The 18542-nt window shown below is 51.5% G+C and carries 21 protein-coding genes; 15 read left to right on the top strand and 6 right to left on the bottom strand.

All coding sequences use genetic code 11. The annotated features are described in order from the left end of the window. Positions 1-16: 16 nt before the first annotated feature. Both VH187_RS11810 and VH187_RS11805 read left to right on the top strand, forming a co-directional pair. On the top strand, positions 17-1705 hold the full coding sequence (locus tag VH187_RS11810) for a methyl-accepting chemotaxis protein (protein ID WP_329701644.1): 1689 nt from the start codon (positions 17-19) through the stop codon (positions 1703-1705). Positions 1706-1807: 102 nt separating this feature from the next. Beyond that, positions 1808-1996 carry a YdiH family protein gene (locus VH187_RS11805; RefSeq protein ID WP_329701643.1) on the top strand — a complete coding sequence of 63 codons (189 nt, stop codon included), beginning with the start codon at positions 1808-1810 and terminating at the stop codon, positions 1994-1996. Between the two features lie 74 nt (positions 1997-2070). Here VH187_RS11805 and uspE read toward each other — a convergent pair whose 3' ends face one another. From uspE to ogt, 3 genes are all read right to left on the bottom strand, one after another. Further along, positions 2071-3021, bottom strand: a complete 951-nt coding sequence (gene uspE / locus VH187_RS11800; protein ID WP_329701642.1) for a universal stress protein UspE — start codon at positions 3019-3021, stop codon at positions 2071-2073. A gap of 137 nt (positions 3022-3158) precedes the next feature. Then, on the bottom strand, positions 3159-3911 hold the full coding sequence (gene fnr / locus VH187_RS11795; protein WP_329701641.1) for a fumarate/nitrate reduction transcriptional regulator Fnr: 753 nt from the start codon (positions 3909-3911) through the stop codon (positions 3159-3161). 193 nt (positions 3912-4104) lie between these two features. Then, positions 4105-4620, bottom strand: a complete 516-nt coding sequence (gene ogt / locus VH187_RS11790) for a methylated-DNA--[protein]-cysteine S-methyltransferase (RefSeq protein WP_329701640.1) — start codon at positions 4618-4620, stop codon at positions 4105-4107. A 712-nt stretch (positions 4621-5332) separates the two neighbouring features. Between ogt and smrA the strand changes: the two genes are divergently transcribed. Then, the gene (gene smrA / locus VH187_RS11785; protein ID WP_329701639.1) at positions 5333-5896 is read left to right on the top strand and encodes a DNA endonuclease SmrA; all 564 of its coding nucleotides are present in this window, start codon (positions 5333-5335) and stop codon (positions 5894-5896) included. Here the strand turns inward: smrA and VH187_RS11780 are convergent. Continuing rightward, a complete protein-coding gene (locus VH187_RS11780) occupies positions 5893-6699 on the bottom strand; it encodes an IclR family transcriptional regulator domain-containing protein (RefSeq protein ID WP_329701638.1) in 807 nt (268 codons plus the stop codon). The two genes, smrA and VH187_RS11780, sit on opposite strands and share 4 nt — an antisense overlap. A 170-nt stretch (positions 6700-6869) precedes the next feature. On the opposite strand from VH187_RS11780, the gene VH187_RS11775 reads away from it, so the two are divergent. From VH187_RS11775 to pcaC, 6 genes are read left to right on the top strand one after another with little or no spacing between them, the layout of a single operon-like run. After that, complete coding sequence (locus VH187_RS11775; RefSeq protein ID WP_329701637.1) at positions 6870-7556, top strand: 3-oxoacid CoA-transferase subunit A; 687 nt, start codon at positions 6870-6872, stop codon at positions 7554-7556. A 10-nt stretch (positions 7557-7566) separates the two neighbouring features. Beyond that, positions 7567-8223, top strand: a complete 657-nt coding sequence (locus VH187_RS11770) for a 3-oxoacid CoA-transferase subunit B (protein WP_329701636.1) — start codon at positions 7567-7569, stop codon at positions 8221-8223. Between the two features lie 9 nt (positions 8224-8232). Further along, complete coding sequence (gene pcaF, locus VH187_RS11765; protein ID WP_329701635.1) at positions 8233-9435, top strand: 3-oxoadipyl-CoA thiolase; 1203 nt, start codon at positions 8233-8235, stop codon at positions 9433-9435. Between the two features lie 9 nt (positions 9436-9444). Then, the gene (locus VH187_RS11760) at positions 9445-10809 is read left to right on the top strand and encodes a 3-carboxy-cis,cis-muconate cycloisomerase (protein ID WP_329701634.1); all 1365 of its coding nucleotides are present in this window, start codon (positions 9445-9447) and stop codon (positions 10807-10809) included. Then, positions 10787-11542 carry a 3-oxoadipate enol-lactonase gene (gene pcaD, locus VH187_RS11755; protein WP_329701633.1) on the top strand — a complete coding sequence of 252 codons (756 nt, stop codon included), beginning with the start codon at positions 10787-10789 and terminating at the stop codon, positions 11540-11542. The genes VH187_RS11760 and pcaD overlap by 23 nt, the downstream gene beginning before the upstream one ends. Continuing rightward, complete coding sequence (gene pcaC / locus VH187_RS11750; RefSeq protein ID WP_329701632.1) at positions 11542-11922, top strand: 4-carboxymuconolactone decarboxylase; 381 nt, start codon at positions 11542-11544, stop codon at positions 11920-11922. Before pcaD ends, pcaC begins: the two co-directional genes overlap by 1 nt. A 30-nt stretch (positions 11923-11952) precedes the next feature. On the opposite strand, the gene map is transcribed toward pcaC, so the two are convergent. Then, the gene (map, locus tag VH187_RS11745) at positions 11953-12732 is read right to left on the bottom strand and encodes a type I methionyl aminopeptidase (protein ID WP_329701631.1); all 780 of its coding nucleotides are present in this window, start codon (positions 12730-12732) and stop codon (positions 11953-11955) included. Positions 12733-12799: 67 nt separating this feature from the next. Continuing rightward, positions 12800-14053, bottom strand: a complete 1254-nt coding sequence (umuC, locus tag VH187_RS11740) for a translesion error-prone DNA polymerase V subunit UmuC (protein WP_329701630.1) — start codon at positions 14051-14053, stop codon at positions 12800-12802. A gap of 503 nt (positions 14054-14556) precedes the next feature. Between umuC and VH187_RS11735 the strand changes: the two genes are divergently transcribed. The 6 genes from VH187_RS11735 to VH187_RS11710 all read left to right on the top strand — a co-directional run bounded on the left by VH187_RS11735 (position 14557) and on the right by VH187_RS11710 (position 18495). Beyond that, complete coding sequence (locus VH187_RS11735) at positions 14557-15198, top strand: helix-turn-helix domain-containing protein (RefSeq protein WP_329701629.1); 642 nt, start codon at positions 14557-14559, stop codon at positions 15196-15198. A gap of 224 nt (positions 15199-15422) precedes the next feature. Next, entirely contained in the window at positions 15423-15815 is a 393-nt protein-coding gene (locus VH187_RS11730; protein ID WP_329701628.1) for a hypothetical protein, read from the top strand. Positions 15816-16067: 252 nt separating this feature from the next. Beyond that, entirely contained in the window at positions 16068-16625 is a 558-nt protein-coding gene (locus VH187_RS11725) for a fimbrial protein (RefSeq protein WP_329701627.1), read from the top strand. Positions 16626-16700: 75 nt separating this feature from the next. After that, entirely contained in the window at positions 16701-17285 is a 585-nt protein-coding gene (locus VH187_RS11720) for a fimbrial protein (protein ID WP_329701626.1), read from the top strand. Between the two features lie 15 nt (positions 17286-17300). Next, positions 17301-17861, top strand: a complete 561-nt coding sequence (locus VH187_RS11715) for a fimbrial protein (RefSeq protein ID WP_329701625.1) — start codon at positions 17301-17303, stop codon at positions 17859-17861. Between the two features lie 58 nt (positions 17862-17919). After that, positions 17920-18495: a fimbrial protein gene (locus VH187_RS11710; protein WP_329701624.1), complete on the top strand. Its 576-nt coding sequence runs from the start codon at positions 17920-17922 to the stop codon at positions 18493-18495. The last annotated feature ends 47 nt before the right edge of the window (positions 18496-18542 follow it).

Here is an 18542-nt window from a genome sequence, read left to right as displayed (position 1 = left end):
AGAGAGTCGATAAGCCATGGACAAATCAGCCGTAGGGCAAAAGTCGCAAACAGTCAGTTTTTTACATCACATCCGTCTCGTGCCGCTGTTCTCCTCCATTCTTGGCGGGATCCTGTTGCTGTTCGCCCTGAGTTCAGGTCTGGCGGGCTATTTCCTGCTACAGGCCGATAGCGATCAGAATGACGTTACGCAAGAATTAGAAGTGCGCATGGGGCTGTCGAACAGCTCGAACCACCTCCGTACCGCGCGAATCAACCTGATCCATGCGGGTGCCGCCAGCCGTATTGCTGAAATGGATGACATGAAGCGCAATATCGCCGAAGCGGAACTGCGTATTAAGCAGTCGCAGGAAGGGTTCAAGCAATATGTAAACCGCGAAGTGAAAACCCCTGCGGACGAAGCGTTGGATGGCGAAATCAACGCCCGTTATAACGCCTATATCGAAGGGATGAAGCCGATGTTAAAATATGCCAAAAACGGCATGTTTGAGGCGATCATCAATCATGAAAACGAAAAAGCCCGTCAACTGGATGCCGCGTATAACGACGTGCTGCTGAAAGCGATTAAAATTCGTAGCGACCGCGCGCGTCATCTTTCTGATACCGCCCATCACCGCACTCAACTCGGCCTGGCGTTTATGATAGGCGCTTTCGTGCTGGCGCTGTTGCTGACGCTGATGACATTTGTCACCTTACGCCGCACGGTGATTAACCCACTGCGCAACGCGTTGCACCGCATCGAGCAAATTGCCGATGGCGATTTAACCCTGCCGGATGAAGCCACCGGACGCAGTGAAATCGGTAAACTCAGCTACGATCTGCAAAAAATGCAGCACGCATTAGCGGGCACTGTGGGCTCTGTGCGTCAGGGCGCGGAAGAGATCTACCGTGGGACCAGTGAAATTTCTGCGGGCAACACTGATCTCTCTTCTCGCACCGAAGAGCAGGCGGCAGCCATCGAACAGACCGCAGCCAGCATGGAGCAACTGACGGCGACGGTGAAACAGAACGCCGACAACGCACATCACGCGACCAAACTGGCGGAAGACGCCTCTGGCAAAGCCACTCGCGGCGGGCAGATTGTCTCGGGCGTCGTGTCGACGATGGGAAGCATTTCCAGCAGTTCGAAGAAAATTTCTGAGATCACCGCGGTGATTAACAGTATCGCTTTCCAGACCAATATTCTGGCACTTAACGCAGCGGTTGAAGCGGCACGTGCGGGCGAACAGGGGCGTGGATTTGCCGTTGTCGCCAGCGAAGTGCGTACGCTGGCGAGCCGCAGTGCTCAGGCGGCGAAAGAAATTGAAGGATTGATTAGCGAATCTGTCACGTTGATTGAGCGCGGATCCGGTGAAGTTGTTGCCGCTGGCAGCACCATGAGCGAAATCGTGGAAGCGGTGAAACGCGTCACCGATATCATGCTTGAAATTGCCGCGGCATCTGACGAACAGAGCCGGGGGATTTTGCAGGTCAGCCAGGCCATTACGGAAATGGATAACGTCACGCAGCAGAACGCCTCGCTGGTGGAAGAAGCCTCCGCCGCGGCGGGTTCTCTGGAAGAACAGGCAGCACGCCTGACCGAAGCTGTCGGGGCATTCCGTTTGCAGCAGGGTGGCACGGTTCGTCAGCCGAAAGCGTCCGCAGCTCCAACTTATACGCCGCAGCGTCCAGCGCTGGCTAGCGGGGATAACTGGGAAACGTTTTGACAGTGCGATGATTCTTGTATTCAGCCCGCTGTTGTTTTTGGTCAAAAAACAATCAGGCAGGGCTGCTATACTGACGGGGTTATCAACGTAAAAGAGGATGCTATGGATACCGAATTAACCCCCAAACAGCTGGCTGTCGAATTTCTCCGTCGTGACACAACCCCGTTAACGCCTGCACAATATCTGAAACGAGTGAAACATCTGGAGCTGGAATTTGCCGACCTTCTGGCACTTTCTTCACTCGAGTTGAAAGAAGAGATCGACTACGCCTGGCGCATGGGTATCCATTGATCCTGACGTCAGTTATAAAAAAACCGATGAGTTTTTCCCTCATCGGTTTTTTTTATGGTCAGAACGCCTGACGGTCAGTCGTCGTCTGGATCATCAAGTTCCACGGGCGTCTGATACTGATCGGGTTTCAATGCCAACAGGTCGCAACGTAAATGGTCGATCACCTGTTCTGCAGTGTTGCCCAAGAATGCGGCTGACAACCCGGTGCGGCCAACCGTTCCGAGCACCACAATCCCCGCCTGTAAATGCTCGGCGAGATCAGGGATAACTTCTTCCGGCAGACCTTTTTCGACGTGAGTCATTTCTTCTGAAATGCTGTATTTCTGGCGCAGCGATTTCATCGCCAGCAAGTGCTGACCGCGAATAGCATCGTTATAGACGCTCGGATCAAAATCCGGCAGTTCAATCGCGATGTTAATTGGCGTCACCGGATAAGCCCCAACCAGATGGACTTCGGTGTGGTTAATTTCTTCGGCGAGTTGCAGCGTTTCACGCACCAGTTTGTCGTTGAGGGCGTTGTGATACTCCTCTTCGCTGGCTAGATTCACCGCCACAATGGCTTTTCCGCCTTCCGGCCACGGCTGGTCTTTCACCATCCACACCGGACATGGGCATTTTCTTAACAGATGCCAGTCGGTGGGTGTGAAAATCACCGCTTCAAGTTTATCGTGCTGATGGGCCATTTTAAGCAACAGGTCATGCCCGCTGCTCAGTATCTCCTGGATAATGGCTTCGAAGGGACGGTTGTGCCAGACCACTTTAATGTCAATGGGCACACCGGCATCCAGATAGAATTTTGCCTGTTCACGGATCCACGCGGTCCGTTGGCTGATGACGCCCTGACGCATAGCGGTACGCTCGTCAGGCGACAGAAGGGTGGTCATCTCGTAGGAAAAATCATAGATCGGCAAAAAGGCTTTGATCGATCCACCAATCCGTTGATGAAGGTAAACGGCACGCCGTAATGCGGGTTGATCGTCCTGGTTAGGATCGATGGCTACCAGCATGTTTTGATACTTTGCCATACAGGGTCTCCTTACAACTGTCACCACAGTCTGTAAATAAAAGATAACCCATCCGGAGGGATTGAAACAGAGAATAACCTTCGCCAGATCAATAAATCAGGAAAATTTAACGATCCGGCGAAAGGAAAAGAGAGGAATCAGGCGACGTTGCGGGCGTGACCGGCAAGGATTGCCAGGGCATCGCTATTTTCGATGGTAATGTACTTACCTTTTACCGCTAACATGCCGCTTTTCTGGAAACGACCCAGCAGACGACTGATGGTTTCTACGGTCAGGCCGAGGTAGTTACCGATATCGCCACGGGTCATGGTCAAACGGAACTCACGCGGCGAGAAACCACGCTCAGCAAAACGACGAGAGAGGTTATAGATAAACGCCGCCAGGCGCTCTTCCGCGTTTTTCTTCGACAGCAACAGGATCATGTCCTGGTCGCCTTTGATTTCGCCGCTCATCAAACGCATCATCTGCTGACGCAGATTAGGCATTTTACCGGAAAGGTCATCCAGCGTTTCGAACGGGATTTCGCAAACCATAGAGGTTTCCAGCGCCTGTGCAAAACTTGGGTGATGACCGGTGCCGATAGCATCAAAGCCGACCAAATCGCCTGCCAAATGGAAGCCAGTGATTTGCTCATCACCTTGTTCGGTGATGGTATAGCTTTTGATGGTCCCGGAGCGGATGGCATACAGAGATTTCAGCTCATCGCCTGCTTTAAACAGGGTCTGACCCTTCTGAATCGGCTTTTTACGCTCGATGATATTATCAAGCTGATCGAGCTCGTGTTCATTCAGGGTGAACGGGATACAGAGCTGGCTGATGCTGCAATCCTGGCAGTGGATAGCACAACCGCCAGACTGGATGCGTCGAATAATTCGCTTTTCCGGGATCATAGATTTGCTCAGGCTTTAATTGATATTGGTCAATTTTAACATCTTTTTAGGGAGCAAGTAAGTCTCGGAATCCCGATTCACGCAATATAAGCAGGGGAAAGTCCGTAATGTCTATATCTCACTGAAATTACTGGACTAAAACTGTGGTTTTTTATTAATAAATTATTGCAAGCCTCCCAAATGGCACTAATCATCAAAGTAGCAGATAACCTTCATGGCGCAGCAGCCACTCTTTGCGTTGAACGCCACCGGCATAGCCCGTCATGGTGCCATTGCGTCCAATGACGCGATGACAAGGCACGACGACGCTGACGGGATTAGAACCATTTGCGGCCCCGACTGCGCGCGCCGCACCCGGACGGCCCAACAATTCAGCCAGTTGTCCGTAATGCATTACCTGGCCGCAGGGGATTGCGCGCAGTGCCTGCCAGACTTCACGTTGAAACGGCGTGCCTCCAGTAGCGCTGGGAAGCGTATCAATGATGCTGAGATCGCCCTCGAAGTAGGCTTTCATTTTAGTGCTCAAGCCATCGGGATTACTGACCGGCAAGCGTTCATAACCTTCTGCACGATAATGAAGGTCGAGCAGTTGCACCATGCGATCGCTGTGCTCTTCCCATTCGACGGCGCGCAGATGAAACTGTTCATCACAGAGGATCCACAGTGGCCCAAGCGGGGTCGTGATTTTGTCTTCCAGTAACCTCAGCATCTCGTTTCCTTAGTCCCGCCGCGGTTCATCCTCGGCCCAATGGAGAGGCTGACAAGATACCATGCCCGCGATAAACGCATCCATACCCCAAAAAGATAATCCGGCAGGAAATATAAAAATGCACCGTAACGTTTAACGCCTAAAAATACGTTAAAAAGCGGCACACTATTTTGTTCGTCGGGTTTAAAGGTGCTTAAGGGGGTATTTACTTGTGAGCTATAGAATATATCGGTGTGAGGGCAGGACAGACGGAGCGTTATTGCCAGCGATTTGAAAAAATATTCATTCTTTGTTCATTAATAACGGGGCTTACAATTTCGCGGGTAACTTCTTCTTTTAGCATCAAAAAAAACAGGATCTGTCGACATCCGCCAGACCCCGCAGTATACACAGCAATATTTCCGTAACGTGTTCCTGCAATTGAGTCCCCCCTGCAGGTATTACAGTTATAGCGAATTCAACGTTAATTACCAGTACTTTTGGGTGATGGATTTCACGATTTTTTAACATTATTTTTGTATGTTACCCCGCGTTAATTTTAATTAAGTAGTGGTTAACTGTTTCTATTCTCCATTCGGTTAATATTTGAACCGCGATATATTCTTTCAGCAATCAGTTTCCAGAAAGCTAAAACGCGTTGAGCGTGAGGCAGGGCGCGTCTATAGTTGTTTTTCAGCAGCCTGAGTCGACGTAGCGGGAGGAGGAAAAGACGATGAACCCAGACGACAAATTCATGTTTCTTGACGCCATGGAGGATGTCCAGCCCCTGAAGCGCAGCAACGAAGTGCTTTGGCAACCCAGTCGCAACACCCGTGCGCCTCAGCGTATCGACATCCTACAGCTCGATAATTTCCTTACCACCGGTTTTCTGGATATCGTCCCGCTCGGCACGCCGTTGGAGTACAAGCAAGAAGGATTGCAAAACGGTGTGCTGGATAAACTCCGCACAGGAAAATACACGCAACAGGCGAGTCTGACGTTGCTGCGTCAACCGGTCGAGCAGTGTCGGCAGATGCTGTTTGCGTTTATTCTTCTGGCGCACAAGGATGGCTTGCGCAATGTGCTGATCGTTCACGGTAAAGGCAAAGCCGACAACTCACACGCCAACGTGATTCGGAGCTATCTGGCGCGTTGGTTGACGGAGTTCGAAGACGTGCAGGCGTTTTGTAGCGCGCTGCCGCATCATGGCGGCAGCGGGGCATGCTATGTGGCGTTAAAAAAATCCGAACAGGCAAAACAGGATAACTGGGAACGGCACGCCAAACGCAGCCGTTAACGTAGCAGCAGGGTTAACTCTGTTGCTGCCTTTTGCAGTTCCGGTAGCACCCGTTCCACCATTTCACTGGCGGAAACCTGACCCGCATGCACGCCGACGTTAAGCGCCGCTACACAATGACCCTGCGGGTTGAACAAAGGCACCGCCAGTGAGCGTAAACCCATTTCCAGTTCCTGATCGTTCAGCGCGTAGCCTTGCTGGCGCACGCGTTTCAGCTCCGTGCGCAGCTTGCTCACCGAATCCACTGTTTGCGGCGTATAGCGAATCATCGTCACCCGCGCCAGCATATCGTTCAGCTTCTCTTCTGACTGATGACTCAGCAACACGCGGCCCATTGACGTAGCCCATGCGGGAAGACGGCTGCCGATATCCAAATCGATGGTCATAATCCGTGAACTTGATGCCCGCGCGATATAGAGAATATCGTCGCCATCAAGGGTGGCTATTGAGCAGGACTCATTCAGCATTTCACTCAGATGTTTCAACACTGGTTGTGCCGAACGCGCCAGTGGCGTTGAAGCCAGCCAGGCGTGACCGAGCGACAAAATACGCGGGCGCAACTGGAAATTTTTGCCGTCTTCCGCATACACAAAGCCGAGCTTGCCGAGCGTGTACAGACAGCGACGGACTGCCGCTCGCGGAATACCGGTTTTCTGGCTGATTTGGGAAATCGACAGCACCGGTCGCTGCGGGGTAAACGCCTGAATCACCTCCAGCCCGCGCGCCAGGGAAGCCATATAATTTGGATCACCTTTGAACGGGTCGCTCTCGCCGCTCAGCACGTCGTCGGGATGTTTAGTCATGTTTTTGTCTCCAGGGTTGCCACCGATCACATTCTGAAAACAAAGATACAGGATGTTCGATAATCGCACCATATTTCGATTATCGCCCTTGACCAACATCGTTAAGCGGGTCACATTTTGTGCGAACAACGCATAAAAGTGCGATAACCGCACGAACAAGGAGCGACCTGATGATCGACAAAAGCGTCCCGACGCCGGAACAGGCCATAGCCGGGATCCCCGATGGTGCCACCGTCATGATTGGTGGCTTCGGCCCCGCCGGACAGCCCACTTTCCTGATAGACGCGCTGATAGAACAGGGCGCTCGTGACCTCACCATCATCAATAACAATGCCGGAAACGGTGAAATTGGCCTCGCGGCGCTGCTGAAAGCCGGGCGGGTACGCAAAATGATTTGTTCATTCCCGCGTCAGGTGGATTCACAAATCTTTGATGAACTTTATCGTCGTGGAAAAGTCGAGCTGGAACTGGTGCCACAGGGCAATCTGGCGGCGCGGATCCAGGCTGCAGGCGCAGGACTTGGGGCGGTGTTCACGCCAACCGGCTACGGCACACCGCTGGCAAAAGGCAAAGAGACACGGGAAATCGACGGTCGTCATTACGTGCTGGAATATCCGATTCACGCGGATTTCGCGCTGATCAAAGCGCATCAGGCGGATCGCTGGGGCAATCTGATCTACCGCAAAGCGGCGCGCAATTTCGGGCCAATTATGGCGACAGCGGCAAAAATCACCGTTGCAGAAGTGTCGGACATCGTGCCGTTAGGCGAACTCGACCCGGAACATGTGGTAACACCGGGGATCTTCGTTCAGCGCGTGTTTTCGCTGGCTAACATGACCGTGAGCAAAAGCGCCTGAGGAGAAAAACATGCAAAAACTGACTCGTGACGACATGGCAAAACGCGTGGCGCAGGACATTCCCGAAGGCGCGTATGTGAATCTGGGGATCGGTTTACCGACCCGCATTGCCAACTATCTCCCGGCGGATAAAGAAATCTTCCTGCACAGCGAAAATGGCCTGCTGGGAATGGGGCCGAAACCGCTGCCGGGCGAAGAAGATCCTGAATTGATTAACGCCGGGAAAGAGTTCGTCACGCTGCTACCAGGCGGCTGCTTTTTCCATCACGGCGATTCGTTCGCGATGATGCGCGGCGGCCATCTCGATATCTGCGTGCTTGGCGCGTATCAGGTTTCCGTCGGCGGTGATCTCGCTAACTGGAGTACCGGCGCGCCGGACGCCATTCCCGCAGTCGGTGGGGCGATGGATCTCGCTATCGGCGCGCGACAAGTGTTTGTGATGATGGATCACCTCACCCGCGACGGTGAGTGCAAACTGGTCGAGCACTGTTCTTATCCGCTAACCGGCATCGGCTGTGTTAGCCGCATTTATACCGATCTGGCAGTGATCGACATTACGCCAGAAGGGCCGACTGTGCGGGAAATATTTAACGGTCTCTCTTTTGAAGAGTTACAGCGGATCACTCCCGTCAAACTGACCTTTAGCCAGTTGGCGCAGAGCGCATAAGGAATGACGATGACTCAGGCATTTATCTGCGACGCTGTGCGCACCCCCTTTGGCCGGTTTGGTGGATCGCTTGCGACCGTGCGCGCCGATGATCTAGCCGCGCTGCCGCTTAAAGCGTTACTGGAGCGTAACCCGGGGCTTGATCCGGCACGAATCGACGACGTGATTTACGGTTGCGCCAATCAGGCGGGAGAAGATAACCGCAATGTGGCACGAATGGCTTTGTTGCTGGCGGGGCTGCCGGAGAGCGTACCGGGTAGCACCGTCAACCGCCTGTGTGGTTCCAGCCTGGACGCGATTGGTATCGCGGCGCGAGCCATCAAAAGCGGTGAAACAAATCTGATGATTGCAGGCGGTGTGGAAAGCATGTCGCGTGCGCCGTTCGTAATGGGCAAAGCTGAAAGCGCGTATAGCCGCAGCATGAAAATGGAAGACACCACCATTGGCTGGCGTTTTATCAATCCAGTGATGAAAGCGTTGTATGGCGTCGATTCCATGCCAGAAACGGCCGAGAACGTGACGCAGGAATTTGGTATTTCACGCGCCGATCAGGATGCGTTTGCGTTGCGTAGCCAGTTGCGAACCGCTGCCGCGCAGGAAAAAGGGCTGTTTAACGACGAGCTAATTGCAGTGGCAATACCGCAGCGTAAGGGCGAGCTGCTTAATTTTACTCAGGATGAGCACCCGCGCAGTACCTCGATTGAAACACTGGCTAAACTGAAAGGGGTTGTGCGAGCAGACGGCAGCGTCACGGCGGGCAATGCGTCTGGCGTTAACGATGGCGCATGCGCACTGCTGCTGGCGAACGAACAGGCGCTCATCGCCAATGATTTACAACCGCTGGCGCGCGTGGTTGGTGTGGCGACGGCAGGCGTTGCACCACGGATTATGGGCTTTGGTCCTTCTCCGGCGGTGCGCAAAGTGCTGGCGCAAACGGGCTTGACGCTCGACCAGATGGATGTGATAGAACTGAATGAAGCGTTTGCCGCGCAGGCGTTAGCGGTCACGCGGTCGTTAGGGCTGGCAGACGACGCAGCACACGTCAATCCTAACGGCGGGGCGATTGCGCTGGGGCATCCGCTCGGGGCGTCCGGCGGACGGCTGGCAATGACCGCCGCGTACCAGTTGAAACGTACTGGCGGACGCTATGCGCTTTGCACCATGTGCATCGGCGTTGGTCAGGGGATCGCGCTGATTATTGAACGGGTTTAAGGAGCAGGAATGGATGTGTTGACCCCGTTGTTGCGTGGGAGCGCGTTGACGGAGATTTTCAGTGACGCGAATACCGTGCAGGGGATGCTCGACTTTGAAGCCGCGCTGGCACGTGCCGAAGCGCGCTGCGGTGTGATCCCTGCATCTGCAGTCACGGCGATAGAAAACGCCTGTCAGGTGCAAAATATCGACTTGCCATTGCTCGCCGAAGCCGCTGCCAGCGCGGGGAATCTGGCGATCCCTTTAGTCAAACAGCTAACCGCGAAGGTGAAAACCAACGATGCGGATGCGGCCCGCTACGTACACTGGGGCGCGACCAGTCAGGATGCCATTGATACCGGTTTTATGTTGCAGTTGCGCCAGGCGTTGCTGAAAACCGACACCACGCTGACAACGCTTCTCTCGGCATTGGCTGAGCAAACCGACATCCATCGTGCAACGGTAATGCCGGGCCGCACCTGGATGCAGCACGCGCTCCCCATCACTTTTGGTCTGAAACTCGCTGGCATGCTGGATGCTCTGCTGCGCTGGCAATTACGTCTGCGTGAAATACAAAGCCGTGTGCTGAGCCTACAGTTTGGCGGCGCGGCGGGCACGCTTGCCTCACTCAAGGATCAAGGCCCGGCGGTGGCGCAGGCGTTAGCGGAAGATTTAGTCCTGACGTTGCCTGACACGCCGTGGCACAGCCAACGCGACAGATTGCTGGAAGTGGGGCACTGGTATGCGGGGGTGTGCGGCACACTCGGCAAATTCGCCAGTGATTTTGCCTTATTAATGCAAACCGAAGTGGCTGAAGTCAGCGAACCGATTGCAGCAGGGCGCGGCGGATCATCGACCATGCCGCATAAACGTAATCCTGTCGGCTGTGCGGCAATCCTCACGGTGGCGCAGCGTATGCCAGGACTGATGGCAACGCTGTATGCCAGTCAAATTCAGCAGCATGAAAGGGCGCTTGGTGGTTGGCAGGCCGAGTGGGAAGTGTTGCCGGAGTTGTTAATGTTGACCGGCGCGGCTATCGACCAAAGCGAACAACTGGTGCGTGGGATGCAGGTTGATGCTGTGAAAATGCGTGTAGACCTCGATATCACGCATGGATTGATTATGGCGGAATCCGTCACCCTGGCGCTGGCGACGTTTATCGGCAAACAGGAAGCGCATCATCGGGTAGAAACCCTGTGTCACCAGGCGCTGGATGACAAACGCCCGTTGTTATCGCTGCTGGAAAACGACGCGCGAGTCACTTCACATTTTACGTCTGCAGAACTTACTGCGTTGCTGGACCCGTCCCGGGCGACCGGCAGCGCCGATCATTTTGTGCGTCAGGTACTGACGCGATATCAGGAGCAACGTTATGACGCTTCATTATCAGATTGATGGCCCGGAAAACGCTCCGGTGCTGGTGCTGTCCAATTCGATGGGCACCACGCTTTCATTGTGGGATCCGCAAATGGCGGCGTTGACTGCCCATTTTCGCGTACTGCGCTACGACATGCACGGCCACGGACAAACCACCAAACGCGGCAAAGTCAGCCTCGCGCAATTGGGTGAAGATGTGATTGCGCTGCTCGATCACCTGAATATCGACAAAGCCTGTTTCTGCGGGATTTCGATTGGCGGCCTGATTGGCCTCTGGCTGGCACGCTTTGCGCCCGAGCGGTTTTACGGTTTTGCGGTGGCGAACACCGCCGCGAGAATTGGCGATCAGGCGAGCTGGCTTTCCCGCGCTCGTGCGGTGCGTCAGGAGGGGATGGACGTAGTGGCTGCCGGAACCGCCGATCGCTGGTTTACCCGACGGTTTCGCCAGCACGCGCCGGAAGTGGTGGAACAACTGGTGCATCAGTTGTCGCATATGGATGTGGAAGGTTATGCCGAGGGCTGTGAAGCTTTAGCCGCGGCGGATCTACGTGCTGAGGTGAGTGCGATTACCGCTCCGATGTTAATCATCGCCGGGCAAGACGACCCGGTAACGACTGTCGCTGATGCGGACTATCTCTATAAAAGCATTGCAGGCAGCCAGCGCGTGACGCTACCCGCATCGCATCTTTCTAACGTTGAAGCCGCCGATGAGTTTGCATCTGCGCTGCTGACGTATTTCCGGGGGCAATAATGGACGACGAAGTACGTTATCAGCAGGGCATGGAAGTCCGTCGCAAAGTGCTCGGGGATGCGCATGTTGAGCGTACGCTAGACCATTTGTCGCCGCTCAACGAGGAGTTTCAGAACTTCATCACCCGCTATGCGTGGGGCGAAACCTGGACGCGTCCGGGATTGAGTCATCACACACGCAGCATGATAACCATCGCGATGCTGATTGCGCTGAACCGTGAAGCGGAGCTGAGAATGCACCTGCGCGCGGCGTTCAACAACGGCGTGACCCGCGATGAGCTTAAAGAGCTGATTATGCATTCGGCACTGTATTGCGGTTTACCCGCCGCCAACGCCACGCTGCATTTAGCGCAGCAGGTGTTTGATGAGATGGATGCCTGACCCTGCCCGGCGACGCCGCCGGGCAGGGCGTTACGCTGGAATGGTTTCCCCTTTACGCAACGTCAATACTTCAAAACCGTCGGCGGTCACGGCAATGGTGTGTTCCCACTGTGCGGACAATTTCTTGTCGCGGGTGATCACCGTCCAGCCGTCTTTTTTGGTTTTGATTTTGCTGTCGCCCTGGTTGACCATCGGTTCGATGGTAAAGACCATGCCTTCTTTTAATACTTCACCGTTGCCGGGTTTGCCATAATGCAGGATCTGCGGATCCTCATGCATTTCAACGCCGATCCCGTGCCCGCAATATTCCCGTACAACGCTGTAGCCATGACTTTCAACGTATGACTGGATGGCATGGCCGATATCGCCGAGCGTCGCGCCTGGTTTCACCGCTTTAATGCCTTTCCACATCGCTTCATAGGTTGTCTTCACCAGCCGACGAGCCAGCGGGGAAACTTCGCCTATCAGGTACATTTTGCTGGAGTCCGCAATCATGCCGTCTTTTTCCAGCGTGATATCTACGTTCACAATGGTTCCGGATCTCAGATGTTCCGACTCTTTCGGAATGCCGTGACAAACCACTTCATTCACCGAGGTATTCAACACATAAGGATAATCATATTGTCCTTTGCTCGCAGGGCGTGATTTCAGCGTATTGACGATAAACTCTTCGGCCTGATTGTTGATTGCCATGGTGCTCACGCCAGGCTTAATAAATTCATCGAGCATGGCAAAAACAGAAGCTAACAGTTCGCCCGCGTGGCGCTGGCGCGCGAGTTCATCGGTAGTTTTGATAAGAATGGACGACATGGTTTTGCTCCAGAATGATTCATAAGCAGATCGTATGTGTTTCATCGCGGGATGTCACGCCACGATTTCAGTCGAGGGTGCGCGGGATGTCGCTCAGTTTGGTGGTCCAGGCAGGAGAAAGCATCGATCGTTTCATCGTCCAGGTTGGGGAAATGCCCTGACCGGCAAACCACAATTTATTGCCTTTTTTATTCTGCGTATCTATCAGCGCCATCAATTGTTCGCCGTTGGAACGTGGGGCGAAATCGTCAAACAGGTTGAGCTGCGCCACGCCCTGGCTGAAAAAATCTCCCAGCATCACGCCCGCTTTCTGGTAACGCGGCCCTTGTTTCCAGATGACGTCGAGACAACGGACGGCGGCGGCAATGATGTCGCGCGTATCCTGAGTCGGTGTTAGCAGGCGAATGCCGCTGCTGTTGCTGTAATAGGGCTCGTGTTCGTCGTGCGGGCTGCTTTTGATAAATGAGGCGACGTAGCGACAGAACTGGCGTTCATGACGCATTTTTTCTGCCGCTCGCGCCGCCCAGGTACAGATGCCTTCGCGTACTTCGTGGTAGTCGCTGGTGCGTTTACCGAAAGAGCGTGAGCTGATAATTTCCTGTTTCGACGGCGGATACTCTTCAAATTCAAGGCAGGATTCACCGCGCAATTCGCGTACGGTACGCTCCAGCACCACGCTGAAATTTTTGCGGATAAACCACAGGTCGCTGTCGGCCAGTTTCAATGCGGTATCTACGCCCATCGCATTGAGTTTTTTGCTCAGACGCCGCCCGACGCCCCAGACTTCTTCCACAGGCATTCTCTCCATGAGTTTTCGTTGATTAATGGGCGAGGCCAGATTGACCACGCCCTTTGCTTGCGGATAAATTTTCGCTGCGTGATTAGCAAGCTTAGCGAGTGTTTTGGAAGGGGCGATACCGACGCCAACCGTCAGCAGAGTACGCTTGAATATTTGATCGCGAATAGCATGCCCGGTTTGCTTGAGGTCTTTCACGCCGGTCAGGTCGACGAACGCTTCGTCGATACTGTAGATATCGACTCGCGGACACATCTCTTCGAGCGTGCTCATTACCCGGTGGCTCATGTCGCCGTACAACGCGTAATTACTGCTGAATGTTACCACACCCTGGCGCGTCAGTGCCGCTTTCTGTTTAAACCAGGGATCGCCCATTTTGATATTGAGTTTTTTCGCTTCGGCGGAGCGGGAGATAATGCAGCCGTCGTTATTGGAAAGCACAACGATTGGCGTGCCTATTAGCTCGGGACGCCATGCAGTTTCGCAGGATGTATAGAAGTTATTGACGTCAACGAGTGCAAGCATGATGCAAAACGGCCTGATAAAGAGAAGAAAACAGCATCATAAAACCTCAGTTAACTGTGTTTTTATACAGTATATGCAAATGATAAAATCAAGCAAGTGTCCTGCAAGATGTTTTCTGGAGGTAATTGAATGCAAAAAGGATTTCTGTATCAGGTTACGGTACGTGATTTAACAACTCACTCAGCGCAGAAGTTAGCAGAGATAAGTAAGGTGCGGATATTTTTTTGCAATTGATTGGATCGTCTATTTTTAGACAGTGACGTGGTTGTCTAAAATGACACTCTCCCCGAGAATCCTTTGCCTTAAGTGGGCATGAAAGCGGCTGTCAGGGTAGGGGAATTGATTCTATTTGATATAATTGAAATGCTGAAAATATATATTTCATATTGTTAATATTGATTTCCTTTTATTTCTATTGCATCGGATGTAGTCAATAAAATATACCCGTACGTTACAGTCCCAACCGAATACAGATTAAGTAGATGGCGTTCAGGAAAGAACCTATGCGATATTCTTCACTTCATGAAGAGAAACCTTTGGCTGAGTTTGACCGAATCATCTCGGCTCTTCAGTCTCAGGCAAAGAAAATAGAGTGCCCCGCGAATAAGAAACTCACCTATCTGCGCAGAGGCGTGCCGGTGTGTTATCTCATCCTTGAAGGATCGGCAACCATTCGCCGCGAAGGTGACAGCTTAGTGTTGGGCGTTGCCAAAGGGCCGACAATCCTCGGTTTAACGAACATGCTGCACGCCTCAACGGAACAATATTATTGTCGGGCAGAATCCGTACTTTCGGTCTATTACATCTCTGATGCGAAAGCCAGGGATGTGATTGGAAAACTAAATTTGTGGGAAGATTTATGTAAGGTATTGAGTTTTATCATTTATCATCAAGCCAAGTATACCGATGATATGGTGGCTCAATCGGCCCATGAAGTTATCTGTAACAATATATTAAAATTAATGAAAGAACCGGAAGAAGTCAGAGATGCAATATCTGTCGCACGCTATGTCCAGGAGCGTACGTTGTACTCACGTAGTGGCATCATGAGAACCATTGCGACATTAAAGCAAAATGGAAAAATTCGTCTGGAAGACGGGCACTTGCGTGAAGTTTTAATGGGCCCTTTGGAAATAAAGAAGTAATCACCCACGCTTTATTCTGTTACTGAAAATGAATATGTTCCGATGTCTACTATGAGACATCGGAAGACTTTGGTTTTTCTTTTACTGATTATATTCTGTTGCTGGAATCTTTATCTGAGTAGGGGAGATAGGCATTTTTTTAAGAGTGCTGCTTGTCTTATGGAACGAAAAGGGAAAGTTTCCAAGAGTGATTATTAACATAATAACAAGGAGTGTAATTCTGTATGAGCATGCTGGGATTCACATCAAAAATATCGACGGCAATATTCGCCTTTTCTGTCATTACCATGGGTGCAGCACACGCATTCAGCGAAACGGTTAAGCGTGACGTTTCTTTAACCGGTATTGCAGAAAGTAATCCTTGCAAGGTTGATCTGCCTTCGACGGTTGAATTAGGCAATATTGATCCTAATTCAGGCAAACTGCCGTACAGCAACAGCAATACCCCTGATTCCTCGACTGCACAAATGTACACGATTGAAATCAGCGGCTGCGAAGCGGGGCAGATGGCGCAGGTCTCTATTCTGGGTACACCGGATGAAATGGACGCTACTGTATTGAAAATATATAGCACCTACAGATGCGGCGAAAAATATTGCGGTCGCATTTTGGGATAATAACGGCAGCAAAGTTGTTAAGCTCCCCATTAATACCGGGACTACCGTCAAAAAGAATATGGGAACCACATCTCGATTTATCTTCCAACTTGGCCCTGTAAGAACAGCATCTGCAGCACCAACTGCAGGGAATGTTTTAGTGGATGCTCAAGTTAAAATTGATTATTTGTAACAGCAACGGTTAATTCGCAAATAACAATAATCAATATGTCCATCATCAGTCATAAAGATGGAAAGATAAAGGAATATCCAATGAAGACTTTTACAAAAAATAATCTGTTGGTCGCATTAATGGTTTTTTCCGGTGCAGCGAGTGCATTTACTGGCAACGAAGCACATGAATTTACTGTGTCGGGGAATCTACAAGTAAACCCTTGTGTTATCGATCTCCCGTCGACCATCGATTTCGGCCATATTAACGTTGATACGTTAGCGCTGAGCTCCAGCACGTCACTGATTGCCGGAAATACTCAGGTGTATAACATTCAATTTACACAATGTGCTGAAAATCAGATGGCTCAGATCTCTGTTTTGGGAACGGGAGACAGTTCTGACCCAACCACACTGGTCAACGCAGCCACAGAAGAATCCGCAACCAATATCGCCATTTCGTTTTGGGATGTGGGTAACGCCGGTAAAAAAAACGACGTTAATACCGGCAGTTCTGCCATTTATAATGTAGGTCAATTATTAAATGATGAAACGTCGGGTTCTATTCATCTACAAGCAAGTTTAGTCAGACCAACAGAAGCGGTAGCCAAGCCAGGCAATATTGCTGCCTCTGCACAAATTAATATTACGTATCTGTAAATAAAATAAATAAAGCATTGTTTATTATAAACAATAACAAGCCAACCCTCTGAAATGTCAGGGATGGTTTTTTAAATGGAAAACAAGGAAATTAATATGAACGCTTTTGCAAAAACAACTCTGTGTTTAGCTTTTACTGCCGCGTTACTTTCTGCCGGCACAGCAAGTGCTTATACCGGTTCGGAAGTTCATGAACTCGAATTGAGCGGAAGTGTTGAATCAAACCCATGTAAGGTTGTACTCCCGTCAACCCTCGCTTTTGGCGATGTCAACGTTAATTCGCTTCAGCTGAGCAGCGCAACGACCTCTGCTGATGGTCATACTTATGAAATTGATTTCACCGAATGTATGGCAGACCAGATGGCACAGGTTTCTATCATCGGTACTGAGGATGCCAAAGACAGCAGTATTCTCGCGAACGGTACTGATGAAGGTGCAGCCACAAACGTGGGTGTTGCATTCTGGGACACCACGGGCGCTACCGAAGCGAAACTTGCCGTGAATAGCGGTGTAACCAAATCAGCTAACGTAGGTGCTGCGGAAGGCGAAGGCACTGCCGGTAAAATCATCCTGAAGGCAACCCTGGTTAAGCCAGAAGATAAAGTTGCAACCGCGGGCACCATCCAGGCTACTGCTCAAGTGCAAATTAACTATCTGTAATCGCAAGGAAAGCATATGTCCCAGTTTAATAAAACAGTAATGGCAATTGCACTGGCTGCGTCGTTATTGTCAGTCGGCAGTGCAAATGCGTATGTGGGTCTTGAAACTCACGAGTTGGCCGTTTCGGGTAACCTTATCAGTAACCCGTGTGCTGTTAATGCCCCAGGTTTTGTTGATTTCGGCGACGTCAATGTCGAAACATTACCTATTGTGCCAGCATCTGGCGTGCCACAAGGTATGAAGACCTACTCAATTGGTTTCACGGGATGTAACGAAGGCCAAATGGCGCAGGTCTCTGTATCGGGTACCGCAGACAGCGTTGACAGCGCTTTGCTGGGTAATACCAGCACAGAAGAAGATGCTGCGACGAACGTTGCCGTGGGCTTCTGGCAGGCATGGGGCGATGGGAAGCAGATTGCTGCGAACTCAGGCCTGACCGATTCTCATCTCGTCGATGATTCCACGTATGACAACAGTTCACTCGATTTATTAGTTGCCCTCGTGAAGCCAGAAGACAAAGCGGCCACCCTCGGTGAGTTTAAAACGCGTGCGCAGATTAAAATTACCTATCTGTAAACACTAATGGACAGTGCGGCAATTAATTTATCTTGCTGCAAGTTATAGGATATTTATTATGTCTATCCCTGTTAAAACGACAATTGCGCGCGCTGTTGCGCTGTCGATGATGCTTATTGGTTCTGCCAGTGTATTTGCTGCAGCCACCGGTGATACTTACAATACCGATATTACTGCGTCTCTGGTTGATGTAAACGCATGTGTTCCAATTATTCAAGACGTTAAAGACTTGGGTGAAGTGACTGCCGCGGATATTCGCGCATCCAATTCCAAGCCAGAGAAATATACTGTTCTTAATGTGAGTTTTGACAAATGTGTCACTGGTCAGAAAGGACAGTTGGCATTTTTAGGTACGGCAAGTGAAGATGACCCTAACGTATTGGCAAATACTGCAGACACCAACCCTGCACAAAGTGTGGGTATCGGTTTCTGGCAGGTGCAGGATGGAATTGGCAAAACCCTCAAGACTACGCTGGTTCCGGTAAATACGGGTACTACTACGCTTGAAAATATCGGTGGCGGCAGTGACTTCCACAAATACAGTATTGCTATTGCGTTAGTGCGTGATGCTAGCCCGGCTATTACCGGTGGTAATGTCTCCGCGACTGCGCAGCTGCAAATTAACTACCTGTAATATTTACCCTCGTACAGCCAACAGATCTCCTGTTGGCTGTTTTTTTC

Origin of the sequence: Scandinavium sp. (genome assembly GCF_036271055.1) — a bacterium.
In the GTDB taxonomy this organism is placed as follows: Bacteria; Pseudomonadota; Gammaproteobacteria; order Enterobacterales; family Enterobacteriaceae; genus Scandinavium.
The sequence above is the reverse complement of the archived record's forward strand: the minus strand, read 5'-3'. Positions and strand labels throughout refer to the sequence as shown.

Coding starts and splice junctions, on each gene's coding strand:
- VH187_RS11810 (WP_329701644.1), top strand. CDS start 17: ATGGACAAATCAGCCGTAGGGCAAAAGTCGCAAACAGTCAGTTTTTTA.
- VH187_RS11805 (WP_329701643.1), top strand. CDS start 1,808: ATGGATACCGAATTAACCCCCAAACAGCTGGCTGTCGAATTTCTCCGT.
- uspE (WP_329701642.1), bottom strand. CDS start 3,021: ATGGCAAAGTATCAAAACATGCTGGTAGCCATCGATCCTAACCAGGAC.
- fnr (WP_329701641.1), bottom strand. CDS start 3,911: ATGATCCCGGAAAAGCGAATTATTCGACGCATCCAGTCTGGCGGTTGT.
- ogt (WP_329701640.1), bottom strand. CDS start 4,620: ATGCTGAGGTTACTGGAAGACAAAATCACGACCCCGCTTGGGCCACTG.
- smrA (WP_329701639.1), top strand. CDS start 5,333: ATGAACCCAGACGACAAATTCATGTTTCTTGACGCCATGGAGGATGTC.
- VH187_RS11780 (WP_329701638.1), bottom strand. CDS start 6,699: ATGACTAAACATCCCGACGACGTGCTGAGCGGCGAGAGCGACCCGTTC.
- VH187_RS11775 (WP_329701637.1), top strand. CDS start 6,870: ATGATCGACAAAAGCGTCCCGACGCCGGAACAGGCCATAGCCGGGATC.
- VH187_RS11770 (WP_329701636.1), top strand. CDS start 7,567: ATGCAAAAACTGACTCGTGACGACATGGCAAAACGCGTGGCGCAGGAC.
- pcaF (WP_329701635.1), top strand. CDS start 8,233: ATGACTCAGGCATTTATCTGCGACGCTGTGCGCACCCCCTTTGGCCGG.
- VH187_RS11760 (WP_329701634.1), top strand. CDS start 9,445: ATGGATGTGTTGACCCCGTTGTTGCGTGGGAGCGCGTTGACGGAGATT.
- pcaD (WP_329701633.1), top strand. CDS start 10,787: ATGACGCTTCATTATCAGATTGATGGCCCGGAAAACGCTCCGGTGCTG.
- pcaC (WP_329701632.1), top strand. CDS start 11,542: ATGGACGACGAAGTACGTTATCAGCAGGGCATGGAAGTCCGTCGCAAA.
- map (WP_329701631.1), bottom strand. CDS start 12,732: ATGTCGTCCATTCTTATCAAAACTACCGATGAACTCGCGCGCCAGCGC.
- umuC (WP_329701630.1), bottom strand. CDS start 14,053: ATGCTTGCACTCGTTGACGTCAATAACTTCTATACATCCTGCGAAACT.
- VH187_RS11735 (WP_329701629.1), top strand. CDS start 14,557: ATGCGATATTCTTCACTTCATGAAGAGAAACCTTTGGCTGAGTTTGAC.
- VH187_RS11730 (WP_329701628.1), top strand. CDS start 15,423: ATGAGCATGCTGGGATTCACATCAAAAATATCGACGGCAATATTCGCC.
- VH187_RS11725 (WP_329701627.1), top strand. CDS start 16,068: ATGAAGACTTTTACAAAAAATAATCTGTTGGTCGCATTAATGGTTTTT.
- VH187_RS11720 (WP_329701626.1), top strand. CDS start 16,701: ATGGAAAACAAGGAAATTAATATGAACGCTTTTGCAAAAACAACTCTG.
- VH187_RS11715 (WP_329701625.1), top strand. CDS start 17,301: ATGTCCCAGTTTAATAAAACAGTAATGGCAATTGCACTGGCTGCGTCG.
- VH187_RS11710 (WP_329701624.1), top strand. CDS start 17,920: ATGTCTATCCCTGTTAAAACGACAATTGCGCGCGCTGTTGCGCTGTCG.